Source organism: Congzhengia minquanensis, from assembly GCF_014384785.1.
Lineage (GTDB): Bacteria > Bacillota > Clostridia > UBA1381 > UBA9506 > Congzhengia > Congzhengia minquanensis.
Genome location: NZ_JACRSU010000006.1, coordinates 1 through 24,537 on the forward strand (window position 1 = coordinate 1; position 24,537 = coordinate 24,537).

The 24,537-nt window shown below is 45.7% G+C and carries 26 protein-coding genes; 15 read left to right on the top strand and 11 right to left on the bottom strand.

The genetic code is table 11. From position 1 onward, the window contains the following. A partial coding sequence (locus H8698_RS12430) for an RHS repeat-associated core domain-containing protein (protein WP_249313783.1) occupies nucleotides 1-797 on the top strand: 797 nt, incomplete at its 5' end. Between the two features lie 18 nt (nucleotides 798-815). Further along, complete coding sequence (locus H8698_RS12435) at nucleotides 816-1,286, top strand: hypothetical protein (protein ID WP_177679444.1); 471 nt, start codon at nucleotides 816-818, stop codon at nucleotides 1,284-1,286. Nucleotides 1,287-1,342: 56 nt separating this feature from the next. On the opposite strand, the gene metA is transcribed toward H8698_RS12435, so the two are convergent. The 8 genes from metA to H8698_RS12475 all read right to left on the bottom strand — a co-directional run bounded on the left by metA (nucleotide 1,343) and on the right by H8698_RS12475 (nucleotide 11,084). Then, complete coding sequence (metA, locus tag H8698_RS12440) at nucleotides 1,343-2,260, bottom strand: homoserine O-acetyltransferase MetA (protein WP_249313784.1); 918 nt, start codon at nucleotides 2,258-2,260, stop codon at nucleotides 1,343-1,345. A 35-nt stretch (nucleotides 2,261-2,295) separates the two neighbouring features. Beyond that, nucleotides 2,296-3,519 (bottom strand): tyrosine--tRNA ligase, encoded by a 1,224-nt coding sequence (tyrS, locus tag H8698_RS12445; RefSeq protein ID WP_249313785.1) that lies wholly within the window; start codon nucleotides 3,517-3,519, stop codon nucleotides 2,296-2,298. A 75-nt stretch (nucleotides 3,520-3,594) separates the two neighbouring features. Continuing rightward, entirely contained in the window at nucleotides 3,595-4,869 is a 1,275-nt protein-coding gene (locus tag H8698_RS12450; protein WP_249313786.1) for an O-acetylhomoserine aminocarboxypropyltransferase/cysteine synthase family protein, read from the bottom strand. Nucleotides 4,870-4,889: 20 nt separating this feature from the next. Beyond that, nucleotides 4,890-6,983 (bottom strand): ATP-binding protein, encoded by a 2,094-nt coding sequence (locus tag H8698_RS12455; RefSeq protein ID WP_249313787.1) that lies wholly within the window; start codon nucleotides 6,981-6,983, stop codon nucleotides 4,890-4,892. Further along, nucleotides 6,973-8,046, bottom strand: coding sequence for a metallophosphoesterase family protein (locus H8698_RS12460; protein ID WP_249313788.1), 1,074 nt, complete (start codon nucleotides 8,044-8,046; stop codon nucleotides 6,973-6,975). The genes H8698_RS12455 and H8698_RS12460 overlap by 11 nt, the downstream gene beginning before the upstream one ends. Then, nucleotides 8,046-9,497 carry a sensor histidine kinase gene (locus tag H8698_RS12465; protein WP_177678505.1) on the bottom strand — a complete coding sequence of 484 codons (1,452 nt, stop codon included), beginning with the start codon at nucleotides 9,495-9,497 and terminating at the stop codon, nucleotides 8,046-8,048. Before H8698_RS12465 ends, H8698_RS12460 begins: the two co-directional genes overlap by 1 nt. 1 nt (nucleotide 9,498) lies before the next feature. Then, a complete protein-coding gene (locus H8698_RS12470) occupies nucleotides 9,499-10,191 on the bottom strand; it encodes a response regulator transcription factor (protein ID WP_177678507.1) in 693 nt (230 codons plus the stop codon). Nucleotides 10,192-10,211: 20 nt separating this feature from the next. Next, nucleotides 10,212-11,084 (bottom strand): class I SAM-dependent methyltransferase, encoded by an 873-nt coding sequence (locus H8698_RS12475; protein WP_249313789.1) that lies wholly within the window; start codon nucleotides 11,082-11,084, stop codon nucleotides 10,212-10,214. Between the two features lie 158 nt (nucleotides 11,085-11,242). On the opposite strand from H8698_RS12475, the gene yabP reads away from it, so the two are divergent. The 12 genes from yabP to H8698_RS12535 all read left to right on the top strand — a co-directional run bounded on the left by yabP (nucleotide 11,243) and on the right by H8698_RS12535 (nucleotide 19,056). After that, nucleotides 11,243-11,524 carry a sporulation protein YabP gene (gene yabP / locus H8698_RS12480; protein WP_177678511.1) on the top strand — a complete coding sequence of 94 codons (282 nt, stop codon included), beginning with the start codon at nucleotides 11,243-11,245 and terminating at the stop codon, nucleotides 11,522-11,524. Between the two features lie 28 nt (nucleotides 11,525-11,552). Continuing rightward, entirely contained in the window at nucleotides 11,553-12,053 is a 501-nt protein-coding gene (gene yabQ, locus H8698_RS12485) for a spore cortex biosynthesis protein YabQ (RefSeq protein ID WP_249313790.1), read from the top strand. A 10-nt stretch (nucleotides 12,054-12,063) separates the two neighbouring features. Further along, nucleotides 12,064-12,369, top strand: a complete 306-nt coding sequence (locus H8698_RS12490) for an FtsB family cell division protein (RefSeq protein ID WP_249313791.1) — start codon at nucleotides 12,064-12,066, stop codon at nucleotides 12,367-12,369. 62 nt (nucleotides 12,370-12,431) lie between these two features. Next, entirely contained in the window at nucleotides 12,432-12,875 is a 444-nt protein-coding gene (locus tag H8698_RS12495; protein ID WP_249313792.1) for a S1 RNA-binding domain-containing protein, read from the top strand. A gap of 76 nt (nucleotides 12,876-12,951) precedes the next feature. Further along, on the top strand, nucleotides 12,952-13,536 hold the full coding sequence (locus H8698_RS12500) for a hypothetical protein (protein ID WP_249313793.1): 585 nt from the start codon (nucleotides 12,952-12,954) through the stop codon (nucleotides 13,534-13,536). Beyond that, the gene (rsmG, locus tag H8698_RS12505; RefSeq protein WP_249313794.1) at nucleotides 13,514-14,224 is read left to right on the top strand and encodes a 16S rRNA (guanine(527)-N(7))-methyltransferase RsmG; all 711 of its coding nucleotides are present in this window, start codon (nucleotides 13,514-13,516) and stop codon (nucleotides 14,222-14,224) included. Before H8698_RS12500 ends, rsmG begins: the two co-directional genes overlap by 23 nt. A 180-nt stretch (nucleotides 14,225-14,404) precedes the next feature. Further along, nucleotides 14,405-14,755: an anti-sigma F factor antagonist gene (gene spoIIAA, locus H8698_RS12510; RefSeq protein WP_249313795.1), complete on the top strand. Its 351-nt coding sequence runs from the start codon at nucleotides 14,405-14,407 to the stop codon at nucleotides 14,753-14,755. Continuing rightward, entirely contained in the window at nucleotides 14,752-15,198 is a 447-nt protein-coding gene (gene spoIIAB, locus H8698_RS12515; RefSeq protein ID WP_488153825.1) for an anti-sigma F factor, read from the top strand. Before spoIIAA ends, spoIIAB begins: the two co-directional genes overlap by 4 nt. 12 nt (nucleotides 15,199-15,210) lie before the next feature. Beyond that, the gene (locus tag H8698_RS12520) at nucleotides 15,211-15,939 is read left to right on the top strand and encodes a SigB/SigF/SigG family RNA polymerase sigma factor (protein WP_249313796.1); all 729 of its coding nucleotides are present in this window, start codon (nucleotides 15,211-15,213) and stop codon (nucleotides 15,937-15,939) included. A gap of 94 nt (nucleotides 15,940-16,033) precedes the next feature. Next, nucleotides 16,034-16,795, top strand: a complete 762-nt coding sequence (locus H8698_RS12525; protein ID WP_177680078.1) for a DUF6076 domain-containing protein — start codon at nucleotides 16,034-16,036, stop codon at nucleotides 16,793-16,795. An 8-nt stretch (nucleotides 16,796-16,803) separates the two neighbouring features. Further along, nucleotides 16,804-17,961, top strand: coding sequence for a stalk domain-containing protein (locus tag H8698_RS12530; protein WP_249313797.1), 1,158 nt, complete (start codon nucleotides 16,804-16,806; stop codon nucleotides 17,959-17,961). 36 nt (nucleotides 17,962-17,997) lie between these two features. Continuing rightward, nucleotides 17,998-19,056 (top strand): uroporphyrinogen decarboxylase family protein, encoded by a 1,059-nt coding sequence (locus tag H8698_RS12535; protein WP_249313798.1) that lies wholly within the window; start codon nucleotides 17,998-18,000, stop codon nucleotides 19,054-19,056. A gap of 112 nt (nucleotides 19,057-19,168) precedes the next feature. On the opposite strand, the gene H8698_RS12540 is transcribed toward H8698_RS12535, so the two are convergent. Genes H8698_RS12540 through serS form a run of 3 tightly spaced genes read right to left on the bottom strand, consistent with a single transcriptional unit; the run spans nucleotide 19,169 to nucleotide 23,250 of the window. Next, nucleotides 19,169-19,882 (bottom strand): carbon-nitrogen hydrolase family protein, encoded by a 714-nt coding sequence (locus tag H8698_RS12540; RefSeq protein WP_249313799.1) that lies wholly within the window; start codon nucleotides 19,880-19,882, stop codon nucleotides 19,169-19,171. Nucleotides 19,883-19,930: 48 nt separating this feature from the next. Further along, entirely contained in the window at nucleotides 19,931-21,895 is a 1,965-nt protein-coding gene (locus H8698_RS12545) for a stalk domain-containing protein (RefSeq protein WP_249313800.1), read from the bottom strand. 59 nt (nucleotides 21,896-21,954) lie between these two features. Further along, nucleotides 21,955-23,250: a serine--tRNA ligase gene (serS, locus tag H8698_RS12550; protein ID WP_249313801.1), complete on the bottom strand. Its 1,296-nt coding sequence runs from the start codon at nucleotides 23,248-23,250 to the stop codon at nucleotides 21,955-21,957. A 124-nt stretch (nucleotides 23,251-23,374) separates the two neighbouring features. On the opposite strand from serS, the gene H8698_RS12555 reads away from it, so the two are divergent. Continuing rightward, nucleotides 23,375-24,508, top strand: a complete 1,134-nt coding sequence (locus tag H8698_RS12555) for a serine hydrolase domain-containing protein (RefSeq protein ID WP_249313802.1) — start codon at nucleotides 23,375-23,377, stop codon at nucleotides 24,506-24,508. The last annotated feature ends 29 nt before the right edge of the window (nucleotides 24,509-24,537 follow it).

A 24,537-nucleotide genomic window follows, 5' to 3' on the forward strand; every position in this document is an offset into this window, starting at 1 on the left:
GAAACCGGTATTACGACCCCAAGCTCGGCAGGTTTATCAGTGAGGACCCGGCAAAGAGCGGCTCTAACTGGTATGTTTATTGTGAGAATAATCCATTGAAGTTTGTGGATCCGTGGGGGCTGGAAGAAATCGTAATTTCAGGTGGTGCATATGGCTCTGATGATCCTTGGCCATTTGAATTCATTGCTTCTGCTGTTAAACAAATTCAAGATATGCAAGCGAATACTAATGAAAGTATAACCTGGATTGTTAGCGATATAGGTTATTCGAATGAAGACATTAATTTAATTAGAAGCGCTGCTAAAGATTTGGACGTAAGATTGGTTATGATTCACAATTCAGATCAATTACAAAATTATTTAAATTCAAAATCAACAACCGTCTGGGAGCTGACTCAAGCGAGAAAAAATGATAAAGTTAGAACGGTAACCATGTTTTCACATGGATTTATTGGAAGTGTTGAACTTGGCTATGGTAATGCAGACCGTTCTAGGTTTTCATTAGATTATAATTGGATAGGTGGATTAATCCCTGCTGCATTTTATTCTACTACAGCTACGTTTTACGCGTGTAATACCGGAACAGACGTTAATGGAGAATGGGGTAATAATTTTGCGCAAAAATGGGTAGATGCTGTTGGCGGTGTAGCATTTGCTGTTAATGGAAGAACGGAATATGCTAATGTCTCAGGAAAATATATTAATGCAATAGGGCGACAAAGCACGCCGCTTAGTGCTTCCCACAAATATAAATATCCGGTTGCAAGCAAAGGTGTTTCCTGGATTAAATTTTATTAAAAATGGGGGATTTAAACGATGAATAACTTTGAAATGACGTCATTTATTAAACGAATAGTAAAATATTTTTTGGTGATTTTACTTGTATTGGTTGTTGAAATTGTGCTTTTATGGATAATTCCATTCAAACAGGGAATAAAAGAAAAAGATTTTAATATTAATAATTACGTGCAAAAATATGGTGATGTCGCAATTCGCGCCAATGATATTAATGCTACATTATATAATTGGGACGTCATCGAATATGCTGGAATTGATAATTGCCCACGTGATATTGCCATAGAAGGAAATGTACCAGATGATTGGCTGAAAACACAGGTTGACGATTTTTATGATGTAGATTTTCTGTTTATTGGAAAATTTGACGAGGAAGATTCTCATGTATTTATCGTTGAGAAATGGTATACCGTGGGGAAAATTGAAAGGCCGATGAATATAATGTGGTATCCGCCTTATGGATTGAACATTTTTGAACATGATTTTGACTAAAATAATGAAATCACTTACAAAATTTTAGGGTAGCCATTCGACTACCCTAAAGTTTTTTATTTTATTTTATTTAAGTCATAAGGGGTTGTTTGATAAACAAAATAGTTCAGCCAGTTTGAATAAAACAAATTGGCGCAGGACCGCCACGTAACCCTAGGGGGAAGCGACGGATCGTCGTTTTCAAAATAGTTCACCGGCAAGTCGATTTTTTTTCCCGCTTCCTTGTCCCGGAAATATTCCTTTTTCAGCGTGTCCGCATCATATTCCGAATGCCCCATCACATAAATCTGCCTGCCCAAATCTGTGGCTGCCACATAAAGGCCTGCTTCGTCAGATGAGGCAAGAATTTTCAAGTCAGAAACGGCTTCCACGTCCTCCCGTTTCACGTCTGTATGACGGGAATGGGGAACGTAGAATTCGTCGTCAAAACCGCGGAACAAAATTGCGGTTTTTCTGTCCAGCTTGTGCTTGTATACGCCGAACAGCTTTTTATCTAAGGTATATTTCGGAATTCCATAGTGATAGTAAAGCCCCGCCTGAGCGCCCCAGCAAATGTGCAGCGTGCTGGTAACGTTAGTTTTGCTCCACTCCATAATTTCCTTGAGTTCTTCCCAATATTCCACCTCTTCAAAATCCATCAGTTCCACCGGCGCGCCGGTAATTACCAGCCCGTCGAACTTTTTATCCTTCACCTCTTCAAAGGTCTTATAAAACGTTAACAGGTGTTCCTGGGACGTGTTTTTCGACTTGTGGGTTTTGGTGTGCAAAAGCTCCAGCTCCACTTGCAGCGGTGTGTTGCCCAAAAGCCTTACAAACTGCGTTTCTGTTTCCACCTTTGTGGGCATCAAATTCAAAATTGCTATTTTTAATGGGCGGATGTCCTGGGTAATGGCCCTGGTTTCCGTTATCACAAATATATTTTCTTTTTCCAAAACCGCCGTTGCCGGCAGGTCGTTCGGGATTTTAATCGGCATTTCACCACTCCCTTGCCGTGTTAATTTAAAATCAGTTATTTCGCCGTTACTTTATGATATACTTTCTTTCCTTTTTTTATTACGATTCCTTTTTCAAGACTTTCTTTTGAAATGGTGTGCGTTGGCTCTGCAATCTTCACATCGTCCACCGACACGCCGCCCTGGGTAATGAGCCTTCTCCCCTCGCCCTTTGACGGAATCAGTTTCGCGGCAACCATTATGTCTAACAGCGATGTTTCGTCTGCGAGTTCGGAAAGGCTTAACTCAGTAGACGGCATATCCCCGGCGCTGCCTGCGCCGCCGAAAATGCCCTCGGCAGTTTGTTTTGCCTTAAGCGCCTCTGCCTCGCCGTGAACAAGCTTTGTTACCTCGAAGGCCAGCCGCGCTTTGGCCTTGTTTAATTCAGCGCCTTCCCATGTTTCCATTTCACGAATCTCATCCATTGGGACGAACGTCACCATTTTTAAAAGCCTGCAAACGTCAGCGTCGTCTACGTTTCTCCAATATTGATAAAAGTCATATGGCGAAACCTTTTCCGGGTCAAGCCACAGAGCGCCTTTCGCTGTTTTGCCCATCTTTTTGCCGTCGCTGGTGGTAAGGAGGGTAAACGTCATGCCATAAACCTGCTGGTTCTCTTTGCGTCGCACCAGGTCAATGCCGCCTAAAATGTTGCTCCACTGGTCATCTCCTCCCAGCTCCAGCTTACAGCCATAATTTTTATAAAGCTGCAAAAAGTCGTAGCTTTGCATAAGCATATAGTTAAATTCAATAAACGAAAGCCCCTTTTCCAGACGCGTTTGAAAACACTTTGCCCGCAGCATTTCGTTTACGGAAAAACAGGAGCCAATGTCCCGCAAAAATTCAATGTAGTTTAAGTCTCTCAGCCAATCTGCGTTGTTCACCATAATGGCCTTGCCCTCAGAAAAATCTACAATGGAGGAAAGCTGTTTTTTAAAGCACTCGCAGTTGTGATTAATGGTTTCCACCGTCATCATCTGGCGCATATCCGTTCTGCCCGACGGGTCGCCCACCATGCCTGTGCCGCCGCCCACTAAGGCGATTGGCCTGTGGCCTGCGTTCTGCATGTGGCGCATAACCACCATTTGCAGAAAATGTCCCACATGAAGGCTGTCTGCCGTGGGGTCGAAGCCGATATAAAACGTAACCTTTTCTTTCCCGAGAAGCTCACGAATTTCGTCTTCATGGGTGGTTTGGGCAATCAGCCCGCGCTCTTTTAATATGTCAAATACGTTTTCCAAGTTAAACTCCCCTTATTATAATAAAAACTTTTCTTGTTATTTTATCACAAAAGCCGCCTGTTTGCAAATAAAACTTTATTTTGCATTGAAAAGAGCCTGCTGAATGTCACCGATGATGTCGTCACAGTTTTCAATGCCAACGGACATACGAATCATGTCGGCAGGCACGCCGCAGGAGATTAGCTGCTCATCGCTGAGCTGCCTGTGGGTGGTAGAGGCCGGGTGCAGAACGCTGGTTCTGGCGTCTGCCACATGCACCACCATTTGGGCCAGCTTAAGACTCTCCATAAACTTCACAGCCGCTTCCTTGCCGCCCTTAATGCCAAAGGAAATAACGCCGCAAATGCCGTGGGGCATATATTTCTTGGCAAGCTCATATTGGGGACTGGAGGCAAGGCCCGGATAGTTCACCCAGGAAATGTCGTCACAGTCCTCTAAAAACTTAGCCACTTTCATTGCATTTTCACAGTGACGTTCTACCCTGAGGTGCAGCGTCTCAAGCCCCAAATTCAATATAAACGCCGCTATAGGACTCATTTGAGAGCCCAAGTCGCGCATAAGCTGCGCCCGGGCTTTCACGATGTAGGCCGCTTTGCCGAACTCCTTGGTGTAGGTTACACCGTGGTAAGATTCGTCCGGCTCGGAAAGCTCAGGATATTTTCCGCCTGCCCAGTCGAAATTTCCGCTGTCCACAATTGCACCGCCAACACAGGTTGCGTGACCGTCCATATATTTGGTGGTGGAATGCGTTACAATGTCTGCGCCAAATTCAAAGGGTCGGCAGTTGATAGGCGTTGCAAACGTGTTGTCAATAATAAGCGGAACGCCGTGGCTGTGGGCCAAACGTGCAAACCGTTCAATGTCTAACACATCCAGCGCTGGGTTTGACACAGTTTCGCCAAACACCGCACGGGTGCGCTCGTCAAAAAGTTTTTCAATTTCCTCGTCGCTGTCTTTCGGGCTTGCAAACCGCACTTCAATGCCCATTTTTTTCATGGTAACAGCAAACAAATTTACCGTTCCGCCGTAAATTTCAGATGCACTGACGAAATTATCGCCAGACTGTGCAATGTTTAAAAGCGCAAACAAATTTGCCGCCTGACCGGAAGACAGGCACAGCGCACCAACGCCGCCCTCCAACGCCGCAATTTTTTTCTCCACACACTCAATGGTGGGGTTAGAAAGGCGGGTATACATGTGCCCCTCCACTTTTAAATCAAACAAATCGCCCAGATATTGGGCTGAGTCATATTTATAGGTTGTGCTCTGGTAAATGGGGAGCACCCTCGGCTCGCCATTTTTTGGCTCATAGCCGGCCTGCACGCAGTTCGTTTCAATTTTGTAATCCATTTTATACATCCTCCTATATGTTAAAGTTCCATTCTGTGAATGCTCTCGTTTTGAAAAAGCTTAGCGCTTGTTTTGTGGCAGGTAAAGTAAATTACCTGGTCGAACCCGCCGCTGTTGATTAGAAAATCTGCCGCCGCCTTAAGCCGCGAATCGTCTAATTGCAGCAGCGCGTCATCTAAAATAACAGGCGGAATTGTTTCGCCGAACAAAACGCTCAGCGCCGCAAAACGCAGCGCAATATATAATAAATCGTAGGTGCCGCCGCTTAAATACGACGCGTCCACAATTTCGTTGTTTTCATTCTGATAGTTTAAGCGAAACGCTTCACCCAGCTTCACTCCGCAATATTTATCAAAGGTGAGGCGCGAGAAAATTTCAGCCATTTTCTGATTCAGCCGCGGCGCGTAATTCTGTTTAATTTCTCCGTGGGCGCGTTCGAGCCATTCAGACGCCTTTTCTAAAGCGGCATGGCGTTTTGTTAAGCCTTCTATCTGCTCCGACACCGCCAAAAGGTCAGACTCTATGTCAGGAACAGTCCGGTCTGCCGCCGTCTGTTTTGCCAAATTTACAGACAGGTCGTAATGTTTTTGGGTCAGCACTTCGAGCCTCGTCTTTAACGCTTTCGTCTGCGACGCAATTTCTAACGCCGAACTGCCCGAATAATTGATAACCTCCGGGGGGAATTCTCGTTTCTCCTGCCCAGGAAGGCGCGACAAGCTTTCAGTTAACGACTTTATTTCTGTTTCGCAGGATTTCATTTGGCGCTGCGTTTCCTTTAACCGCTCGGTGTTGCTGTTATCCTCTGCAGCCCGGTTAAATAGCGCGCTTAATCCGTCTGTTTCATATTTTTTGCACAGCGCTGAAACTGCCAACTGCAACTCTTTCCTTTGCCCGTCTGCTTTTTCCAGCTCCTGCTGAGCGGTTTCAAGCTCTCCGCCCCATTTTCCACGGCTTGTCATGAAAAAGAAGAAAACACCTGCAAGCGCCAGACCAGCCAACGGCAATATTATGGGATGCAGCCAATTTTTTAGCACAATTGCCGCCACGGCAAAAATGAGGAAAACAAGAGCGGAAACAATACCGGCGCTGCGCTTTTTCTTTGCAGTTCCCAACTGCATTTTTTCGGAAAGCTCCTGCATTTGCGTTTCCAATTCCTCTTTTTTATTTTCAAAAATAATCAGCTGTTTTTCTAAAATTTTTGCCTGATTTATATCCTCAGAGGTCACTTCTGCCCTTGTTTTTTCAAGCAATTCCGCCCCGGCCTGCTGCAGCTTTAAAAGTCGCTCATTTTCCTTGCTGAGTCTGTCCAATAGCATGCTTCGGTTTTCCGCTGTTTGCTTTTGAGAAAGATAGGCTTCGTGGTCTGCGGCGGTTTGATATGCTTGTTCCGCAGTCTGAATTTTTATCTGAAGTTCGGCAATTTGCGCCTTAAGTTCAGTTCTTTGGCGCTCCTCATCTTTCACGCTTTCATAAAATCGCTGAGCGGTGTTAAGCTCCGACTGAAGCTTTCGTTCCTGTTCCCTTAACGCCGCCAGCTTTCCGCCCTTGCCCGTTTTGGTTAGGATTGCAAACTGCTCCTTTTCCAGAGCGTTTTTAATGTTTCCATATGAAATATCTTCGTCGCCGCTGGTTTCTAAATTGGAAAGCCGGGTTAAAATCTCCTCGTTTCCTGTGCTTTTTACGTCAGCACCCAGCGCGGTAATGTAAAGGGTTTTTAAAAAGCCCTCCCGTCCCAGACCAAAAAACCGCTCGCCGGCGTTCTCCGGGCTTCCGCACTCGTCCCAGCTGGCGGCATCCATCAGCCGCGCCCTGTCAGACCGTTTTGTGGCGCCAAAATTTTTTTCTAAAATATATTGTTTTCCGCCGTGCGTAAAGTACACCCTGCCGCCAAACCGATCTGTGTTCCAGGGCTTATATTTGCGCCGAATTGATTCAGAAAGCTCCAGCCGTTTACCGTCGTTTGGCATATCGTAAAACATAGAGAGCAAAAATGCACACAGCGTGCTCTTTCCGCTTTCATTTTCGCCAAAAATCAGGTTAAAGCCATCACTGAGCGTTAACGAAAAATCATTCAATTTTCCAAAACCGTCGATTTCGATTTTATCAATTCTCATTGCGTTCCTCTTTTTCTAAAATAGAAAATCCTGTTTTAAAGGCAAGCTCAAACGCTTCGGCCTCCATGTTTGCCCTGTCTTCTAAAGCAAATTTCGTAAATAAGCCTTTCAGCGAAAACTCTCTGCTCAGCTGTTCTAAATCCACAGCGGGAACGGTTTCATCAATTACCGAAACATCGAAGGCATCAATGCCGCTCTTTAAAACTTCTGTATCTATGGGAAAGCTGCTGCTTCCTGTCAAGCGGAACCGATACATGTTCTGCGGTTCTTTCAAAGCGCCGTTTAGCTGCTTTGCAATGTCTTCCATACATTCGGCTTTGCTTACGTCAACAGACGTGCTTACATACATTTTTTGCTGAACCGGAACGAACTCTGCCGTCACATGTCCTTTACTCACAGTCAGCGCCAAAACACCCTTTTCCCCTGTTTCATCAAACCCGCGTCCCTCCGGACAGCCGGGATATGCATAAAAACAGGTGCCGCGCACCTTAAGACCGCTTGCTGCGTGAACGTGGCCTAAGGCCACATAGTCCATTCCGCAGGTTTCTATGTCAGACAGCTGAACGGGGTTATACCCTTCTCCCATTAAGTTTCCGTGCATCACCAGCAAATTCATTTTAGCAGGATTTTTAACCTGAAACCGCGGCAGCAATTCCCGAAACTCGTTGGCAGTTTGAAACGATATGCCGTAAATGTCCGCGCTTTCCGTTTCCACCACCTCGGGTTCGGTTCCAAACACGTGAACGTTTTCGCCAAAATCGAAAGTGGCGTAAACGCTGTCTGCATGAAAGCAATCATGATTTCCCGCCGCGATAAACACTTTTACATGTTTTATTTTAAAAAACTCCCGCTTTAGAAAATCCAGTGTGGTGCGGCTTACGGTTCTGCCGTCGAACAAGTCGCCGGAGATAAACAGCATGTCAGCGTTTTGGGCCATAGAAATAATTGTTGAAAACGTGGTGCGCAAATCCTGCCGCCGCACCGCTGCTTTCTCTGTTTCCGAAAGCCCTGAAAACGGCGTGTCGAAATGCACGTCGGCCGTGTGAATTATTTTTAAATCCATTATACTTCCTCAATTAATTTCTTATCGTCGTTCTTCTTTTTTTCATTTGCCTTTGCAAGGGTAAAGCTAAACCGCGTAAACTCGCCCGGCTCGCTTTCCGCCCACACCCGTTCGCCGTGAGCCTGGATAATGCTTTTTACAATATAAAGCCCAAGCCCTGCGCCGTTTTTGTCCAGACTTCTGGACTTGTCGGATTTATAAAACCGGTCGAAAATGTGCATTAAGTCTTTCTTTTCAATGCCCAGTCCTGAGTTTTGAATGCTTACATAGGCGCTGCCGTCTTTTACACCGGTGTTCACGTCGATAAATCCGCCCTCTGGTGTAAATTTAATGGCGTTGTCAAACAGGTTGGTAATCACGCGCTGAATGGCGTCTTTATCGGCGTCTACCCGCATATTTTCCGTTTCGAAACCAACGGTTAAGCTTATGTTTTTCTCCGTAATCCGTTTTTCAAACTTAATAATGCTCAGGCGCATAAGCTCATTAATATCAAATTCACGCGGCTCAATGTTAAAGCTGCCTTGCTCCAATTTGCTCAGGTCCAGCAAGTCGGTCACAATCCGCGAAAGCCGCCTGCTCTCGTCCAGCACAATAGACAAATACCACTGGCGCTTTTCCTCCGGAATAGTGCCGTCCATAATGCCCTCCACAAAACCGATAATCGTGGTCATGGGCGTTCTTAAATCGTGAGACACGTTGGCAATAAAGCTCGAGCGCATATTTTCAAGCTGCTCAATTGAGTCTGCCATGTTGTTAAAGGTGTCGCCCAGCTCGCTGAACTCGTTTTCCGTGTCAATATTCACCCGGCGTTTAAAGTCGCCTCCTGCAATGCTTTTTGCGGCAGAGGTAAGCTCCGAAAGCGGCTTCGTAATCCGTTTTGAAATGAGGTAAACAAAAATTGCCACAAACACCGCCACAAACGCCACATTAAAAACAAAAATTTTCAGCACCTCAATGCGCATTCTTGTGACCTCCGGCGTAGGGATGCTAACCAAAACGCCGCCTACAACGGAACCCATATATTTAATTGGGCGTGCAACGGTGAGCACCTCTCCTTTAAAAATGCCGCCCAAAGAGCCGCGGTAGGTTGCGCCGTTTCCCTCTAATATGTCCTGGGTATATTCTTCTTTTATTTTATCGTCAAAATTTTCAATGCTGGTTGTCACCAGCTCACCCTTTTCATCCAGCACAAAAATCTCCGTGTCGGTAGACTGAGCCACCGCGTTAATGTTTAGGCGGTAGGCCTCTGCCGTCAGCTGGCCGTTGGTACTGGCAATGTATACCGTAATGTTCACCACCTGCCGGGCAATGTTATCTAATTCCTTTTCGTGCCGGGAGGTAAGGTAGGTTCCCATAAAGCTGAACAAAAGTGTACCCGTAATGATGAAGCTCACCAAAAACAGCGCCATAGTCACCGTGAACAGCTGTATGTAAATGCTTCTGCGTCTCAAATTATTTCACCTCGAATTTATACCCAACACCCCACACGGTTTTTAATTGCCAGTTCACGTTCTCGCCGGCCTTTTCTAATTTTTCCCGAAGACGTTTTACGTGCACGTCCACGGTTCTGGAGTCGCCGAAATAGTCGAACCCCCACACGGTTTCCAAAAGCTGTTCACGGGTGAACACCTTGTTAGGGTTTGTGGCAAGGAAATATAAAAGCTCCAGCTCTTTGGGGGGAATGTCCACCGATGCGCCGTTAATTTTTAACTCGTAGTTTGTTAGATTGATGATAATATTGGGATAGACAACCTCTTTATCAGAATTATCTTTTGGGTCATACCGTCTTAAAATCGCCTTAATTCTTGCAACCAGTTCCTTGTTTTCAAAGGGTTTAACCATATAGTCGTCCGCGCCCAGCTCTAAGCCTAACACCTTGTCAAAAGTTTCACCCTTTGCCGTAAGCATAATGATGGGAATGTTGCTCACACGACGGATTTCTCGGCACACCTGGAACCCGTCCATTTTCGGAAGCATTACGTCTAAAACCACAACAGAGGGAGTCTTTTGCTTGAACAAATCGATGGCCGTCTGCCCATCGTTTGCAATAACAACTTCAAACCCCTCCTTGTCCAAATACAATCGAACAATTTCGCAAATATTCTTATCGTCGTCCACTACCAGCACTCTTTGATTGTTTAACATGTTTCGTTCTCCCCTTTTCTCTAAATTGCACTCCAGCGGCCAGACGCTCCGCATGGAAGTATTAAATCACTGTCGGAAACCGGCAGGCCGATTTCGTCTGACGAAACCGTTCCGCCGTGCTTTTTCACCAGCGTTAGCTTTAAAATGTCAGACAGCACCGCTGGCTGCAGTCCCGTTGTGTAGGAATTGATTAAGAAAAACAGCGGGCTGTCGGACAAAAGGCTTACACACTTTTGCACCAGCATATAAAGCTCATCTTCTAACTTCCACACCTCACCGCCCGGCCCCCTGCCGTAAGACGGCGGATCCATGATCACTGCGTCATAACGGTTGCCGCGCCGGTTTTCCCGGTCCACAAATTTAATCGCGTCATCTACCAAATAGCGCACAGGCCTATCTTTAAGCCCTGACAGCGTTAAATTTTCTTTTGCCCAGGAAACCATTCCCTTTGACGAGTCCACATGGGCAACGGATGCTCCGGCCGCCGCCGCGGCGGCCGTGGCCCCGCCGGTATAAGCAAACAGGTTTAAAACCTTAACCGGCCGGCCTGCGTTTTGAATGAGATTAGAAAACCACATCCAGTTGGCCGCCTGCTCTGGAAACAGCCCCGTGTGCTTAAAGCCCATAGGCTTGATATAAAACTTTAAGCCTAAAGGCGGAAAAGCCACGCTCCATTTCTCGGGAAGCTTTTTTTTCACGTCCCAAAAGCCGCCCCCGGTGTTCTTCCGGTGGTAAACGGCATGTGCTTTGCCCCAAAGCCCGGGCTTTTGTTTTTCGTTCCAAATCACCTGCGGGTCCGGCCGGATAAGCAAATATCCGTTCCAGTCCTCAGCCTTTTGGCCGCAGGCAATGTCTAAAACCTGATAGTCCTCCCATTTATCGCAAATCCACATAAATTTTGCCTTTCTTTATTCCATTCTAATTTCCTTTTTTTATACATATTATTTTACCATTAATTGAAAGTGCCGTCAATCCATAATTTGTACCTGTCATAATATGTTCAGAATTTTCATACACTTTAACACAAAATATGTTAATTTAGGAGGCTGTCATGGCTGCGGAACAAAATACCATTCACAATCTCATATTAGAAAACAAGGAAAAATTGTCGATTTCCGGCGTTTCCGACGTTGATACCTTTGACGAGGGGAAAATCATTCTGTTCACTGAGGACGACACTCTGATCGTCGAGGGCGAGGAGCTCCACATTCAAAAGCTGGACGTTGCAAATGGAGAGCTTATCATTGAGGGAACGATTTACGCAATTCAATACACAGGCGACGGCTCAACGGCCAGGGCCAACAAGGGCTTTTTTAAAAAAATGCTCAAATAAGCAAAACAAAACTGCGAGGTAATGCCAAATGGTTTTTTCCATGACCGATGAAGTGTATGTGTTCTTATACTCCGCCCTTTCCGGCGGGTTGATCATGCTGTTTTACGACATTTTATCCATTGCGGGGAAAAAAAAAGAATGTCCGGTGTTTCTTTTAAACGTCTGCGACGGCATTTTCATCATTGTTGCCTGCGCCATTATGGTGTTTGTGAACTTCACCGTCAGCAACGGCATTGTAAGGAGTTTTGAATTTTTGGGCACGATTTTGGGCGCGATTCTTTACAAGCTGACCCTTTCCCGCCTGATTTCTGCTTTTTTAAAGAAAATTACAGACGCTATTGCCGCTTTTTTTAAACTTTTTTTCAAAATACTATTGACACCGCTGGCAATTATGTATAAAATGGTTAATAAGTGTATAGTAGCATTGTTTCACCCGGTTGTTTATGTGTTTCGAAAACTGTTTTCTCATCTCTCTTTTAAAATGCATACATCAATTCGAACAGCCCGGAAAGCAATAAAAAAAACGTAGGTGCGAATGAATGGGAAGTAGTTTAAAAACATCAGGGAAAAAAATAAATTTTAAAATATTTTTTAAACGAATATTAGTCTGTCTTTTATTTGTCTATCTGTTGTGTCTTTTAATTTCTCAGCAGTTTAAATTTGCAAAGCTGAAAGAGGAAAATGCCGCGGTAGACGCGAAAATTGAGGCCGCTCAAAAGGAACAGAAAAACTTAAATTCCGAGCTTGAATCCATTGACCAAGAGGACTACCTCCGCCGTGTTATCAGAGAAAAACTCGGATTTACAAAGCCAAACGAAAAGGTCTTTGTGGACGCATCAAAATAACGCGGTAGCAGTTTAAAATAATTTTTTACGATAGACAATTTATTAAGGAGGAAGCTTCTAAGATGCAGGTAGAACCGGGAACGATTATCGAAGGAAAGGTGACGGGGATTACGCCTTTCGGCGCCTTTGTTTCGTTTGGTGATGGAAAAACAGGGCTGGTGCACATCAGTGAAATTGCGCTGGAATATGTAAAGAACATTCGCGACCACCTGAAAGAAAACGACATGATTAAGGCAAAAGTTTTGTCTGTTGACGTCAGCGGAAAAATCAGCCTGTCGATTAAGCAGGCGATTTTAGAAGAGCGCGCAGCAGCCAGGAAAAACGCCCGGAATCAGCCACCCAAAAAGCCGGATGACATTGACTGGTCCAAAAAAAGCAGGCCCGCAAACTTTGAGGATATGATGGCCAAGTTCAAGCAGGACAGCGACGAAAAACTTTCCGACATGAAAAAAGGGTTAGACTCCAAGCGCGGTTCGGGATATAAGCGTTCGTCGGGTTCCTTTTAATCGGTTTGACAGTTACGGCATGGAGTTTTTCCGTGCCGCTTTTTGTTTTAAAAATAAATAACGAAAGGTTTTCATTATGACAAAAGAAGAAATTCAAAACAAATATTTCGCAGAAGACGAAGAAGTTCTCTGGTCCGGCACGGCGGACACGTTACGTTTCTTTATGCGGACGGATTTTATTTTAATTCCGCTTACGGTAATCATCGGCGGGTTCCTGCTCTCTTATGCCTACTCCTCTATGATGCTGATGATCCGCGGCCAAAGCGTGGCCTTTGCCCTGTCCGGCATTACGTTTTTGTTAATCGGGCTGTATCTGATTTTTGGCCGGATTTGGTACAGGCACAAGCGTCTGAGCAGAAATTTATATTTTGTGACCAGCGACCGCTGCTTTGTGTTTAACACCCTGCGGGACAAGGTAACGGTGGACATTCCGATTAATGATGTTGAGCCGGAGGCTTTTCAAAACGATTTATTTCTATCCGGCAAGTTTTTGGGCGGCGATATTGTATATGGCCTGGGGCTTGATGTGTTTTTTCATAACTTTGTTAAAGAATCGTCGGCGTTTACTGCCATTCATAGTCCCGAGCAGGTGAAAAAAGTGATTAAACGGGCAAAGAAAAACAGAAAGAAGGCCAAACATGATACGGACGACTTTATCTAAGTGTGCGAAAACAGCCGGATATCCGTTGTCGGAAGAACAGCTTTCACAATTTTCAGACTATGCGGACATGCTTTCAGAATGGAACCAGAAAATGAACTTAACTGCCATCACAGAGCCTTTTGAGGTGGCAGCCAAACATTTTGCCGACAGCCTGTTTGGACTTTCGTTCATCGGCAAACACGCAAGCGTAATTGACGTAGGTACCGGCGCAGGTTTTCCCGGAATTCCATTAAAAATTGCCTGCCCCGGAATTTCTTTAACGCTTTTAGACGCATTAAACAAACGCTTAACCTTTCTAAACGCCGTTGTTGCTGAGCTGAAACTTTCCGACACCACAACAATCCACTCCCGGGCAGAGGACGGGGCGGCAAAAAAAAGTCCCCTGCGGGAGAGGTTTGACGTCAGCGTTTCCCGGGCGGTGTCGCAGTTAAATGTACTGTCGGAATATTGCCTGCCCTATGTAAAGGTAGGCGGCGTATTTCTGGCCTATAAGGGCGGCGACATAAAAGAAGAGCTTGATGCCGCAAAAAATGCCATATCTCTTTTGGGCGGTGAAATAAATGACGTTTTCCGCTACACCATTCCTCAAACGGACATTGCCCATTCCATAATCGTGATAAAAAAAATGCGCCCCACGCCGGAGAAATACCCCAGGCTCCAGGGCAAAATTTCAAAACAGCCCCTCTAACGGTTACCGCAGATTATTCTGCGGTATTTTTTTGTGTTTAAATAAGTCGAAAAGTTGTTCCCTTTCGACAAATGTTTGTATAAATTTGCAAAGGATTGTTTATACTATGGATAGAATAAGTATATATGTAAAAAATTTCCTTTTTTCAAAGGATGATATACAATCAAAGGAGGAAAGACATTGGAAATTTCAGTATTAATAAAAAACAAAACGCTGATTGTGTCGCTGACAGGCGAGCTCGACCACCACAGTGCCAAAGAGGTAAAAGACATGGTGGAAGAAGTGATTAAAAACAGAGGCGTAAAAAATTTAATTTTCGATTTTTCAAAGCTGTCGTTTATGGACAGTTCCGGCATTGGGGTGGTTATCGGGCGTTACAAGCTAATCACTGCAATGGGCGGAAACGTAGCAATTGTCAGCTGCAGCCGAAACATCGACAGGCTTTTAAAAATGTCGGGAATTACAAAACTCATTGCCACTTACGACTCGTTAAAGGGCGCACTTAAAACAATTCAGGAGGAAATATCGTGATGAACAACAGCATGAAACTGGAATTTTTAAGCATATCGGAAAACGAAGGATTTGCCCGGGCTGCTGTTGCAGCATTTATCGCGCAGTTAAACCCCACGCTGGACGAATTAGACGACATTAAAACCGCAGTTTCTGAGGCGGTTACAAACGCCATAGTTCACGGCTATGCGGGAGGTTTGGGAACCGTACATATTACCTGCGTTTTAAACGAAAATAACACCATCATATCCGTTGCCGACATGGGGCGCGGAATTGAAAATATCGACTTAGCGAGAACGCCGCTTTATACCAGCGCAGAGGAAGGAGAGCGGTCTGGCCTGGGCTTTACGGTAATGGAAACCTTTATGGACAGCATTGAAGTATTAAGCACGCCGGGAAAAGGCACCGTTGTTACCATGCAAAAAAAAGTCGGCCTCGCAGGCGAGCTCCCCGTATGCGTTTAGCGGGGTGCAAACGTGGAACAGTATGGAAGCAAACAAACATATGAGCTAATTGAAAAGGCCCAGTCTGGGGACGAGAAGGCAAAAAACAAGCTGGCTGAGGATAACATGGGGCTTGTTTACAGCGTTGCACGCAGGTTCTACGGCAGAGGCTACGACGACGAGGATTTAAACCAAGTGGGCGCCATTGGCCTTTTAAAAGCTATTGAAAAATTTGACATTTCGTTTAACCTGCGCTTCTCCACCTATGCCGTTCCTCTGATTATGGGAGAGATTAAACGGTTTTTGCGCGACGACGGCCCGGTGAAGGTCAGCCGAACGATAAAGCACACCGCCGCTGAGGCTGCCCGCGTCATTGAGGAGGTGCAGCAAAAAGAAGGCAGGGTTCCGGGCGTGTTGGAAATTGCACAAGCGTTAGGCGTTCCACCGGAGGAGGTTGTTCAGGCACGGGAGGCCTCTGTGCCGCCGGAGTCTTTTTTTGCTGTCCGCGCAGATGGAAACAAAACCCTGGCAGACTTTTTGCCCAGCAAAGAAAACGAAAGCGATTTACTAGACAGGCTGGATTTAAAATCTGCAGTGGCCGATTTGCCCCAAAGGGAACAAACCATTATCATTATGCGGTATTTTCTTGAAAAAACCCAGTCCGACGTGGCAAAAAAGCTGGGAATCTCCCAGGTGCAGGTGTCAAGACTGGAAAAGAAAATATTAAATGGTTTCCGAAATCGGTTAAAATGTGAAATGTAATGAAAATGCTTTTTCTTTGCGAAACTATTGACAAGTACGTTTTTAATATGGTAATCTTTATTATATATAGTTTTTTGAAAGAAGGCTAAACATTTTGATAAAAGCGTACTTAAAAGACGGTGTCATTACTCTTGCTCCAGAAGGAAGGAAAAAGGCGGAGTTTACCGCTGGGGCGGCGCTTACCACAATCGGTGAAAAGAGCAGTATGATAAACCCATACACTTTTTTTGACGATTTTGAAGAATCCACGTTTCAAACACTGGTCCGCACAGAGCTGGACAGGCTGTTTGAATTGGATATCAACTCGCCGCGAACTTTAGTCAGTGCGCTTGACAAAGGCAGAACGGACAAGCTGTATACAAACAGAATGTTTCAAATGTCATTGGAAACGGTTTCCGGCGAAGTAGTTTTAGCGTTTTATTTAGAATCTGCCCGAAATCTTCTGGCTTTAGAACTTGTGGCAGCGTTGAGCCGCGGTAAGCCTTTAAAAAAATGTGAACACTGCGGCGGTTATTTTTTCCCCTCAGGCAGAAGCGATTCGGTCTACTGCGACAGAGTGGGAGCAGACGGTTTTTCCTGCAAAAAAATTGGTGCCCACAGACTATACCGCAAACACAGCCGGTCTGACCGCGTGAAGAAACTATATGATAAAATTACGAAACACAACCGGTATTTAAAGAGCAGAGGCCAGCTTTCGGAAAACGAATTTGCACGCTGGATGGCCGAAGCGTCGTTAAAGCATGCGCAGTTTCAGCGCGGCGAGCTTTCAGAAGATTTGCTGATCAGCTGGCTTTCTGAAGACTTGGCTGCAAGCCGGCCGCCTAAGCGAAATGAAATATCGGATTATCTGCTTTAGGAGGAACTATGTTTAAACGAATTGCACTTATTTTTTCAGCAGTAACTTTCATGTTCTCCACCTGTGCCTATGCGAAAACAGTTGAATTTATTATTGACAAACCTACCTATGCATCAATCGACAAATATGAAAAGGAAACCAATGCCCTTTTGGCTGCCCCCTTCATTCAAAATGACAGGACGATGATTCCCGTCCGTGCCGTTTCGGAAAGCTTTGGCAGCCTTGTTTCCTGGGACCCAAATACAAGGACTGTGACCATTAGCAAAGACAGCAAAACGGTTAAACTTACCATTGACAGCCTCACGGCAAATGTAGACGGAACTGAAACTGCTCTTGACGCCGCGCCCTGCATTGTAAGCGACACAACGTTTGTTCCGGTGCGCTTCGTTTCTGAAGCCCTGGGCTACAACGTAAATTTTGTTCCCAGAACGAGAAGCGTTTTGGTCTGCGACCGCGCAGATTACATGACGGTGAACGGCAAGGCGGTGACCTATCCGGAATATGAAGCAATGCGCTATGTTCTGGCAACGCCCGAGCTAACCGGCGTGGACTTAACCAACAGCACCAAAGCTTATCTTTTAAAAAACGCCGTGCTTTCTGTTGCCGCGGATAAGGCTTCAGTGGGACTGACCCAGCAAAGCGACCAGGCCATTAACCTGGCGCTGGAACAGTATGACGAAAACCTTCCTTTTACCATAGGCGCGTTTGCCCTTTTAATGGAGAACGAGGAAAAAGGCTTTGCGTATATCGACTCGGTTTACAGCGCAAGTGAGGTACAAAATGCTTATGAAACCGATTATATCTGCGCGAAACACATTTTAATCCGCAGCGGAACAGACAGCGAACAGCAAGCCACGGCAACAAAGGCGTATGAACAAGCTGCCTCCGTCGCGGATTTTGACAAGCTGATTGAAGACTTTGGTGAAGATCCAGGTGTGATTAACAATCCGGATGGATATGTGTTTTCAAAAGGGGAAATGATTGACGCTTTTGAAACAGCCGCTTATTCCTTAAAGATTGGAGAAATCAGCAAACCTGTAAAGTCGGAGTATGGGTACCATATCATTAAACGGCTTCCCCTCCCTGCTTTAAGCGAAATTACCGAACAGGAACTTATTTTTAACCTGTATGTTGCGCCGCTCATGAACAGCAGCGTAGTTGAATAACCGCCGTTATTGTAAAAAGAAAGGGAAGGAATTCAAATGTCTATCAGCGATGGAATGGCAGCTTTGAACTTAGAAATGCCGGATCGGGTGCCGAGAACGGAATATTCCGCAGAGTTTCATTGGGATTTGGTTAACAAGGTTTTGGGCACAAATGTTACAGAGAAAAGCGGCGAGGAAGAAAAGAAAACCGCTTCACGAAATTTTATGAAAGCCTGGAATTATGACCTTAAGTGGTCTACCTTAGTCGGAAGCGGATTTTTGACGGGGCTTAAAACAAACATGGGGCATGCAGCCTATCGTGATGAAGGTGCAGATTTCATTGATAACAGGGCATGTCCGTTTCACGAGCCTGAAGACGTTCTAAATTTTGACCCATTAAACGAATACGGTGAAATTTCAATCAGCGAAATGACGAAGCAGTTTGAAGAACATTATCAGAACAATGTAAACGATTATCCCGACGGGGTTCATATGACCGGCATATATATCACGTGCATTTCTGGTTTAATTGAAATGTTCGGTTGGGAAATGCTTTTATATGCCGCAGGGACAGACCCAAAAGCGTTTGGCGAGCTCACCAACCGATATACGGATTGGATCGGCCAGCATTTTTTGGCGCTTGCCAACAGCAACGTGCCTGTGGTTATGATTCACGACGACATTGTCTGGACGGAAGGCCCGTTTCTTCATCCCGACTGGTATCGGAAATATGTGTTCCCCAATTACAAAAAAATGTTTGCTCCCTTAATTGAGAGCGGAAAGAAAATTCTTTTTACGTCCGATGGAACTTATACAGAGTTTATCGACGACATTGCCGGCTGCGGCATTCACGGTTTCGTCATGGAACCCACAACAGACATGCGTTATATTGCCGAAAAATATGGCAAAACCCATGCCTTTGTCGGCAATGCGGACACCCGCATTTTGCTCGGCGGCACAAAAGAGGACATTTATAACGAAGTGAAACGGTGCATGGATATTGGCAAAAACTGTCCCGGTTTTTTTATGGCGGTGGGAAATCATATTCCGCCAAACACTCCTGTGGAAAATGCGCTTTATTATAATGAAGTTTACGAAGAATTAAGCAAACGATAATAAAAAAGACATGTAACGAAAGTTACAACCCCATAAGGAAGTAATTCTATTCACACAGGGCGGCATAGTCATAAAGCTATGTCGTTTTGCTTTTTCTTTGTTGTTCTACCTCTTAAATATCTATGACTATCAATCCTTCCTTGAGGATCGGTAGTTCTCTTGGAATGTTTCCCCTGAAGAATTGAGCCGCACCACCGATGGCATCACCCTCGCAAATGGAGTTGATATATAGCGAATTCTCGCAACACAGTTTCGCTTGCTCTGCATATTCGAGTTTACCGCCGTTTTCCCATTCTTCTTTTGTCCAGCACACATATACGGGCCACAAAAGAAGATCTTCTCCAAGCGCAAATCTTTCGGGGTAATCCCAAAGATCACCACACAAACCAATGACACATTTTTTACCTTTATAGTCAAAGACTTCAACCGTCGAACCCTCTTTGTAATGTCCATCCGTTTTAGAGTATTCTTTCCATCCTCTTGAAATACGACGATAGTTATGAAAGATTTCACCGTCTGCAATCAGAGCGCAGGATGAATAAAGGGTATCTTCTTCAAGCTCGTTATATCCAAATAAAACGTCAATGCCAAATTTCTTGGTCAACGCCTTAATTTGCATAAATACCTGCGACGAAGTGGTTAATGCTATTTTTCTATCTTCTTCATACTGCCACGAAAGCACATTGAATCCTTGCAGAAAGGCTTCGCCAAAGCATACGATGTCTGCGCCGTTTGCTTTGGCTTCTTTCATATACCGTTGCAACTGTGACAAATTATAATTGATATCTCGGTCAATCATACGCGCCGAGGCAAGTGCAATTTTCATAATGATACCTCCTTATCGGCGTTCCTCTAAAGTTACATGTCTTTTTTATTAGTTTTCAGTTACCATAACCATTTGCCGCTCGCCGTCCCAATCTACGATGCAGCGAAACGATTCTGCAATGGCACGGACAGGCACCAGCGTTCTGTCCTGTATAATTTGCGCCGGAACATCCAGCGTCTTTTGCTCTCCATTTACAAACAGGGCATTGCTTCCAATGGTCAGGCTCACCTGCGTTTCCTGCCGCTCGGCAGTAACCGTTTTTGTGTCCGCGTTCCAGTTAACCTGTGCGCCCAGCGCCTCAAAAATGGCTCTCAGCGGCACCAGCGTTCGATCGTCAATAATCCGCGGGCGGGCGTCAAACTTCACTCTTTCGCCGTTTACAGTCACCGCAATGTCGTTTTCAAAAGGAACGGTGCTCACAAAACCGTTTTTCCCCACATAAAAATCGTAGAAAAACGTCTCATAGGTGTTCGCGCAGGAAATTGCCACGCCCAGAGTGTGCTTTCCCGGCGTAAGGCTGCCGACATCTACCCGCGCCCGAAACGGAAGCGCTTCCTCTGACGGAATGTGCCCGCCGTCGATGGTGTAAGACACAGAAACCGGCTCCTGCGTAGGATATGACGCATATACCGAAAGATTTAAGCTGTCTAACGATTCGTTAATGGTAGAAAATCTTGTATAGCCCCGTGTGCTCCCCGTAACAGAAGACTGAAGCGCCACATTCTGAGCCACCGCCTGCCTGTAGGCCTCGCTCAAAGCGGCGTTTCCTGTCAGGCTAAAGTCCTTCTCCATATCTTTGTTAAAATACATTACGCCCTTTACCTGGGGATAAACCATGGTGACGTAGGAATAAAATTCTTTCAGTTTCCGAACCGCATGCTCCTCCGTCTGGTTTCCAGCAGGGTCATTATAGGCAAAACCGCACTCGCTGATTAAAATCGGCTTGTTTGCGCTCACCGTTTCAATCACTTCCCGCACCTTAACCAGGGGATTGTCAAACAGGCCCCGGCAATAAAAAGCGTCTACTCCGTCTCCAGGCGCAAAGGTTGCGTTGGGGTCTAAATTGTCATACATGGAAAGACCAATCCAGTCCACATATTCGTCACCGGGATAAAACTCCCGGGCGCTGGTGTTCCAGTTGGAAATATCGTTTGGCGAAAACAGCATTGCCGCATTTGGCGCATATTGCCGCGCAAAATCTGACACCCTGCGAAACGCCTTTTGAAAGGTTTCAATAAAATATCTTCTGCTTTCTGCGTCCTCCGGAATGTCCCAGCAGTTGGCCTCTGCGGCGAACCGCAAAAGCACCGGCCTGCCGTCTGATGCAATGAATTTTAAGTTTTCAATCATATAGCTGTCGCTTTCACCGCTTGCCACACGCTCTAAGCTCTCTAAATTTTCCGGCACGTTCCAGGCAATTTCCACCGGAATGGATTTATCCCCCGGCAGGAGGTAAGAAAACATCTCCACCGTCTGTGAAAAATATTCCACATATAAAAGGAAAGCGGTTTCATCCGGTGTGAACGGGTCACAGGTGCCGAAAAACACGCCGTTTGCCGGCTCATGCTTTGCACCGAAATGGGGTACGTCCGCCGGATACTCCGCTTCAACATACACCTGGGGCGCAAGGCTCAAATGGTTTAAAATGGCTTTTGTGGTTTTTATGCTGTCAGCGTAATTCTCGCCGTTATTGTTCAGCCACGTCACGTTTTCCAAAAACTTTTCATAATAGGCTTTTGCGTTTACAAAGTCGCCGTTTTGCTCGTAAAGCTGAGCGCATTTCTGCTGACCCCATGTAACGGCGGAGCGCTGGGATTTGTTCTGGGGCTGGGCATAAAGGGCCTCAATTGCTTTCACCGCCTGAATAATCCTGTCTGCGTCGCCGCTGGAAAGCGCCGCGTTATATTCGTCGTGCAGCGGCCAATATGCCTGCACGTGGTCTTGTGCAAAGGCGAGGGGCGCCGTACCAAACAGAAGCAAAACCGAAAGCACGAGTGCAGTTAATTTTTTCATTTCAAATCTCCTTTTTTCAAAATTGAAGCGCGAAAGTTTACTTCCGCGCTTGCTGTGTTTTAAACTTCGGTAATCCGTTCTTTGCCGCCCATGTAAGGACGCAGCGCCTCAGGAATTTTCACGCTGTAGTGCACGCCGTCGAACTGCAGGTTATTTTCTAAAAATGCAATGAGCATTCTGGGCGGCGCCACCACCGTGTTGTTCAAGGTGTGCGCCAAATATTTTTTCCCGTCCTCACCCTTAACACGAATTCCTAAACGGCGGGCTTGTGCGTCGCCTAAATTTGAGCAGGAGCACACCTCAAAATATTTCTGCTGTTTGGGCGACCACGCCTCCACATCGTAGGATTTCACTTTTAAATCCGCCAAATCGCCGGAACAGCACTCTAAGGTACGCACCGGAATGTCCAGCGAGCGGAACAGCTCAACGCTGTAGCTCCACATTTTGTGGAACCAGTCCATGCTTTCTTCCGGCTTGCAAACCACGATCATCTCCTGCTTTTCAAACTGATGAATGCGGTAAATGCCGCGCTCTTCAATGCCGTGTGCACCCTTTTCCTTTCGAAAACAGGGCGAATAGCTGGTGAGCGTAAGCGGCAGCTTTTCCTCCGGCGTGATGGTGTCAATGAACTTTCCGATCATGGAATGTTCACTGGTGCCGATTAAATAAAGGTCTTCGCCCTCTATTTTATACATCATGGCGTCCATTTCTTCAAAACTCATAACGCCCGTCACCACGTTGCTCCGAATCATAAACGGTGGAATGTGGTAAACAAATCCTTTGTCAATCATAAAATCCCGGGCATAGGCCAGCACTGCGCTGTGAAGCCTTGCAATGTCGCCCATCAGGTAATAAAACCCTTCGCCTGCCACGCGACCGGCCGACTCTTTGTCAATGCCGGAGAACTTTTCCATAATATCCATGTGGTAAGGAACTTCAAAATCCGGCTTCGTTTGTGCGCCGAACTGCTCCACCTCCACGTTTTCCTCGTCGTTTTTACCAATGGGAACAGAAGCATCGATGATGTTTGGAATTTTCATCATAATTTCTCTGATTTTCACTTCCAGCTCAGATTCCTCCTGAGCAAGACTTTTCAGTTCCTCGGCTTGGTCGCTTACCTTTTGTTTCAACGCCTCAGCCTCGTCTCGCTTTCCCTGCGCCATCAGCCCACCGATTTCCTTGCTGATTTTATTGCGGTTTGCGCGGAGCATGTCCGCATTCCCTGTAATTTCTCGTTTTCTGTCATAAAACGCAATCACTTCATCAACCAGCGGCAGCTTGTGGTCTTCAAACTTTTTGCGGATATTCTCTTTCACAAGTTCCGGGTTTTCTTTGATGAATTTAATGTCTAACATATCGACTTTCTCCTCTTTCGTTAATTGCTTGATATTATTTTACCCCAAAACCACGTTCCTGTCAAGAATTGATTGACAAACAGGGCTATTTCGCGGTATGATAAAAGGCAAAGGAGGGGTAACAATGAATTTTGAAAAAGTGGATGTGTTTTTAAAACGTTTGGAAACAGACTATTTTGTTCCGGCGGCAGAAGTTTCGGTGTATCAAAACCATCAAAGAATTTACCGCGGCTATGCCGGATTTAAAGATGCAAAACGGGAAAAGACAGTTGACGGCACAGATACATATTTTATGTATTCCACCACCAAAGTCATCACCTGCACCGCGGCCATGCGACTGGTTGAGCAGGGGAAAATGGACTTAGATGCCCCTGTGTCAAACTTTCTGCCGGAATTTGCCCACCTCACCGTAAACGACGGGACTGGGCTGCATAAAGCCAAAAACACGTTAAAAATTTGGCACCTGTTTGCCATGCAGGGCGGTTTTTCTTATGACACGAACTGTGAAAGCATAAAAAAAGCAAAGGCGAACAACCCGCACCTTTCCACCAGGGAGGCAATTTGCGCGTTGTCGCAGGAGCCATTGTTGTTTGAGCCAGGCACAAACTTTAACTATAGCCTGTGCCACGACGTGCTGGCCGCGGTTTGTGAAGTTATTAGCACAAAAAAGTTCAGCGCGTTTATTCAGGATGAAATCTTTACGCCGCTGGGTATGAAAAACTCCGTTATGGGAACCGGCCGGCCGGATTTAACAGCGCGGCTTTCCGCCCAGTATGACGGCAAGGCTTTGCACAAACGTCCGGTAGAAATTGAAAAAGAAAATTTCTTTTTTATTTCAGACGTTTATGAAAGCGGCGGCGCTGCATTGATTTCTACCGTAGACGACTATGCGCTGTTTACAGATGCTTTGGCCTGCGGCGGCGTTTCCAAAGACGGATACCGGGTTTTAACACCGCATTCTATCGACCAGATGCGCACCAACCGCTTAGAAGGCGCTTCTTCTAAGGATTTTAAAACCAACATTAGCCACATGCCCGGCTATGGATATGGTCTGGGCGTGCGGACAAAAATAAAAAATGTTCCGGGCAACAATATAAGCCCTTTGGGCGAATTTGGGTGGGACGGCGCGGCAGGTGCTCTGGCTGTTATCGACCCCGAAACCCACCTTTCATTTTTCTATGCTCAGCACGTGTTGGGCGGCTTAACCCGCGAAATTCATCCCAAACTAAAAGATTTAATTTTTGAAGCCATTAAATAAAACCATGCCGCAGCGTTTCGCTGCGGCAT

What these genes read in the sequence shown, in the direction of transcription:
- H8698_RS12435 (WP_177679444.1), top strand. Translation starts at nt 816, where the DNA reads ATGAATAACTTTGAAATGACGTCATTTATTAAACGAATAGTAAAATAT.
- metA (WP_249313784.1), bottom strand. Translation starts at nt 2,260, where the DNA reads ATGCCGATTAAAATCCCGAACGACCTGCCGGCAACGGCGGTTTTGGAA.
- H8698_RS12450 (WP_249313786.1), bottom strand. Translation starts at nt 4,869, where the DNA reads ATGGATTACAAAATTGAAACGAACTGCGTGCAGGCCGGCTATGAGCCA.
- H8698_RS12455 (WP_249313787.1), bottom strand. Translation starts at nt 6,983, where the DNA reads ATGAGAATTGATAAAATCGAAATCGACGGTTTTGGAAAATTGAATGAT.
- H8698_RS12460 (WP_249313788.1), bottom strand. Translation starts at nt 8,046, where the DNA reads ATGGATTTAAAAATAATTCACACGGCCGACGTGCATTTCGACACGCCG.
- H8698_RS12470 (WP_177678507.1), bottom strand. Translation starts at nt 10,191, where the DNA reads ATGTTAAACAATCAAAGAGTGCTGGTAGTGGACGACGATAAGAATATT.
- H8698_RS12475 (WP_249313789.1), bottom strand. Translation starts at nt 11,084, where the DNA reads ATGTGGATTTGCGATAAATGGGAGGACTATCAGGTTTTAGACATTGCC.
- yabP (WP_177678511.1), top strand. Translation starts at nt 11,243, where the DNA reads ATGGCTGCGGAACAAAATACCATTCACAATCTCATATTAGAAAACAAG.
- yabQ (WP_249313790.1), top strand. Translation starts at nt 11,553, where the DNA reads ATGGTTTTTTCCATGACCGATGAAGTGTATGTGTTCTTATACTCCGCC.
- H8698_RS12490 (WP_249313791.1), top strand. Translation starts at nt 12,064, where the DNA reads ATGGGAAGTAGTTTAAAAACATCAGGGAAAAAAATAAATTTTAAAATA.
- H8698_RS12495 (WP_249313792.1), top strand. Translation starts at nt 12,432, where the DNA reads ATGCAGGTAGAACCGGGAACGATTATCGAAGGAAAGGTGACGGGGATT.
- H8698_RS12500 (WP_249313793.1), top strand. Translation starts at nt 12,952, where the DNA reads ATGACAAAAGAAGAAATTCAAAACAAATATTTCGCAGAAGACGAAGAA.
- rsmG (WP_249313794.1), top strand. Translation starts at nt 13,514, where the DNA reads ATGATACGGACGACTTTATCTAAGTGTGCGAAAACAGCCGGATATCCG.
- H8698_RS12530 (WP_249313797.1), top strand. Translation starts at nt 16,804, where the DNA reads ATGTTTAAACGAATTGCACTTATTTTTTCAGCAGTAACTTTCATGTTC.
- H8698_RS12535 (WP_249313798.1), top strand. Translation starts at nt 17,998, where the DNA reads ATGTCTATCAGCGATGGAATGGCAGCTTTGAACTTAGAAATGCCGGAT.
- H8698_RS12540 (WP_249313799.1), bottom strand. Translation starts at nt 19,882, where the DNA reads ATGAAAATTGCACTTGCCTCGGCGCGTATGATTGACCGAGATATCAAT.
- H8698_RS12545 (WP_249313800.1), bottom strand. Translation starts at nt 21,895, where the DNA reads ATGAAAAAATTAACTGCACTCGTGCTTTCGGTTTTGCTTCTGTTTGGT.
- serS (WP_249313801.1), bottom strand. Translation starts at nt 23,250, where the DNA reads ATGTTAGACATTAAATTCATCAAAGAAAACCCGGAACTTGTGAAAGAG.
- H8698_RS12555 (WP_249313802.1), top strand. Translation starts at nt 23,375, where the DNA reads ATGAATTTTGAAAAAGTGGATGTGTTTTTAAAACGTTTGGAAACAGAC.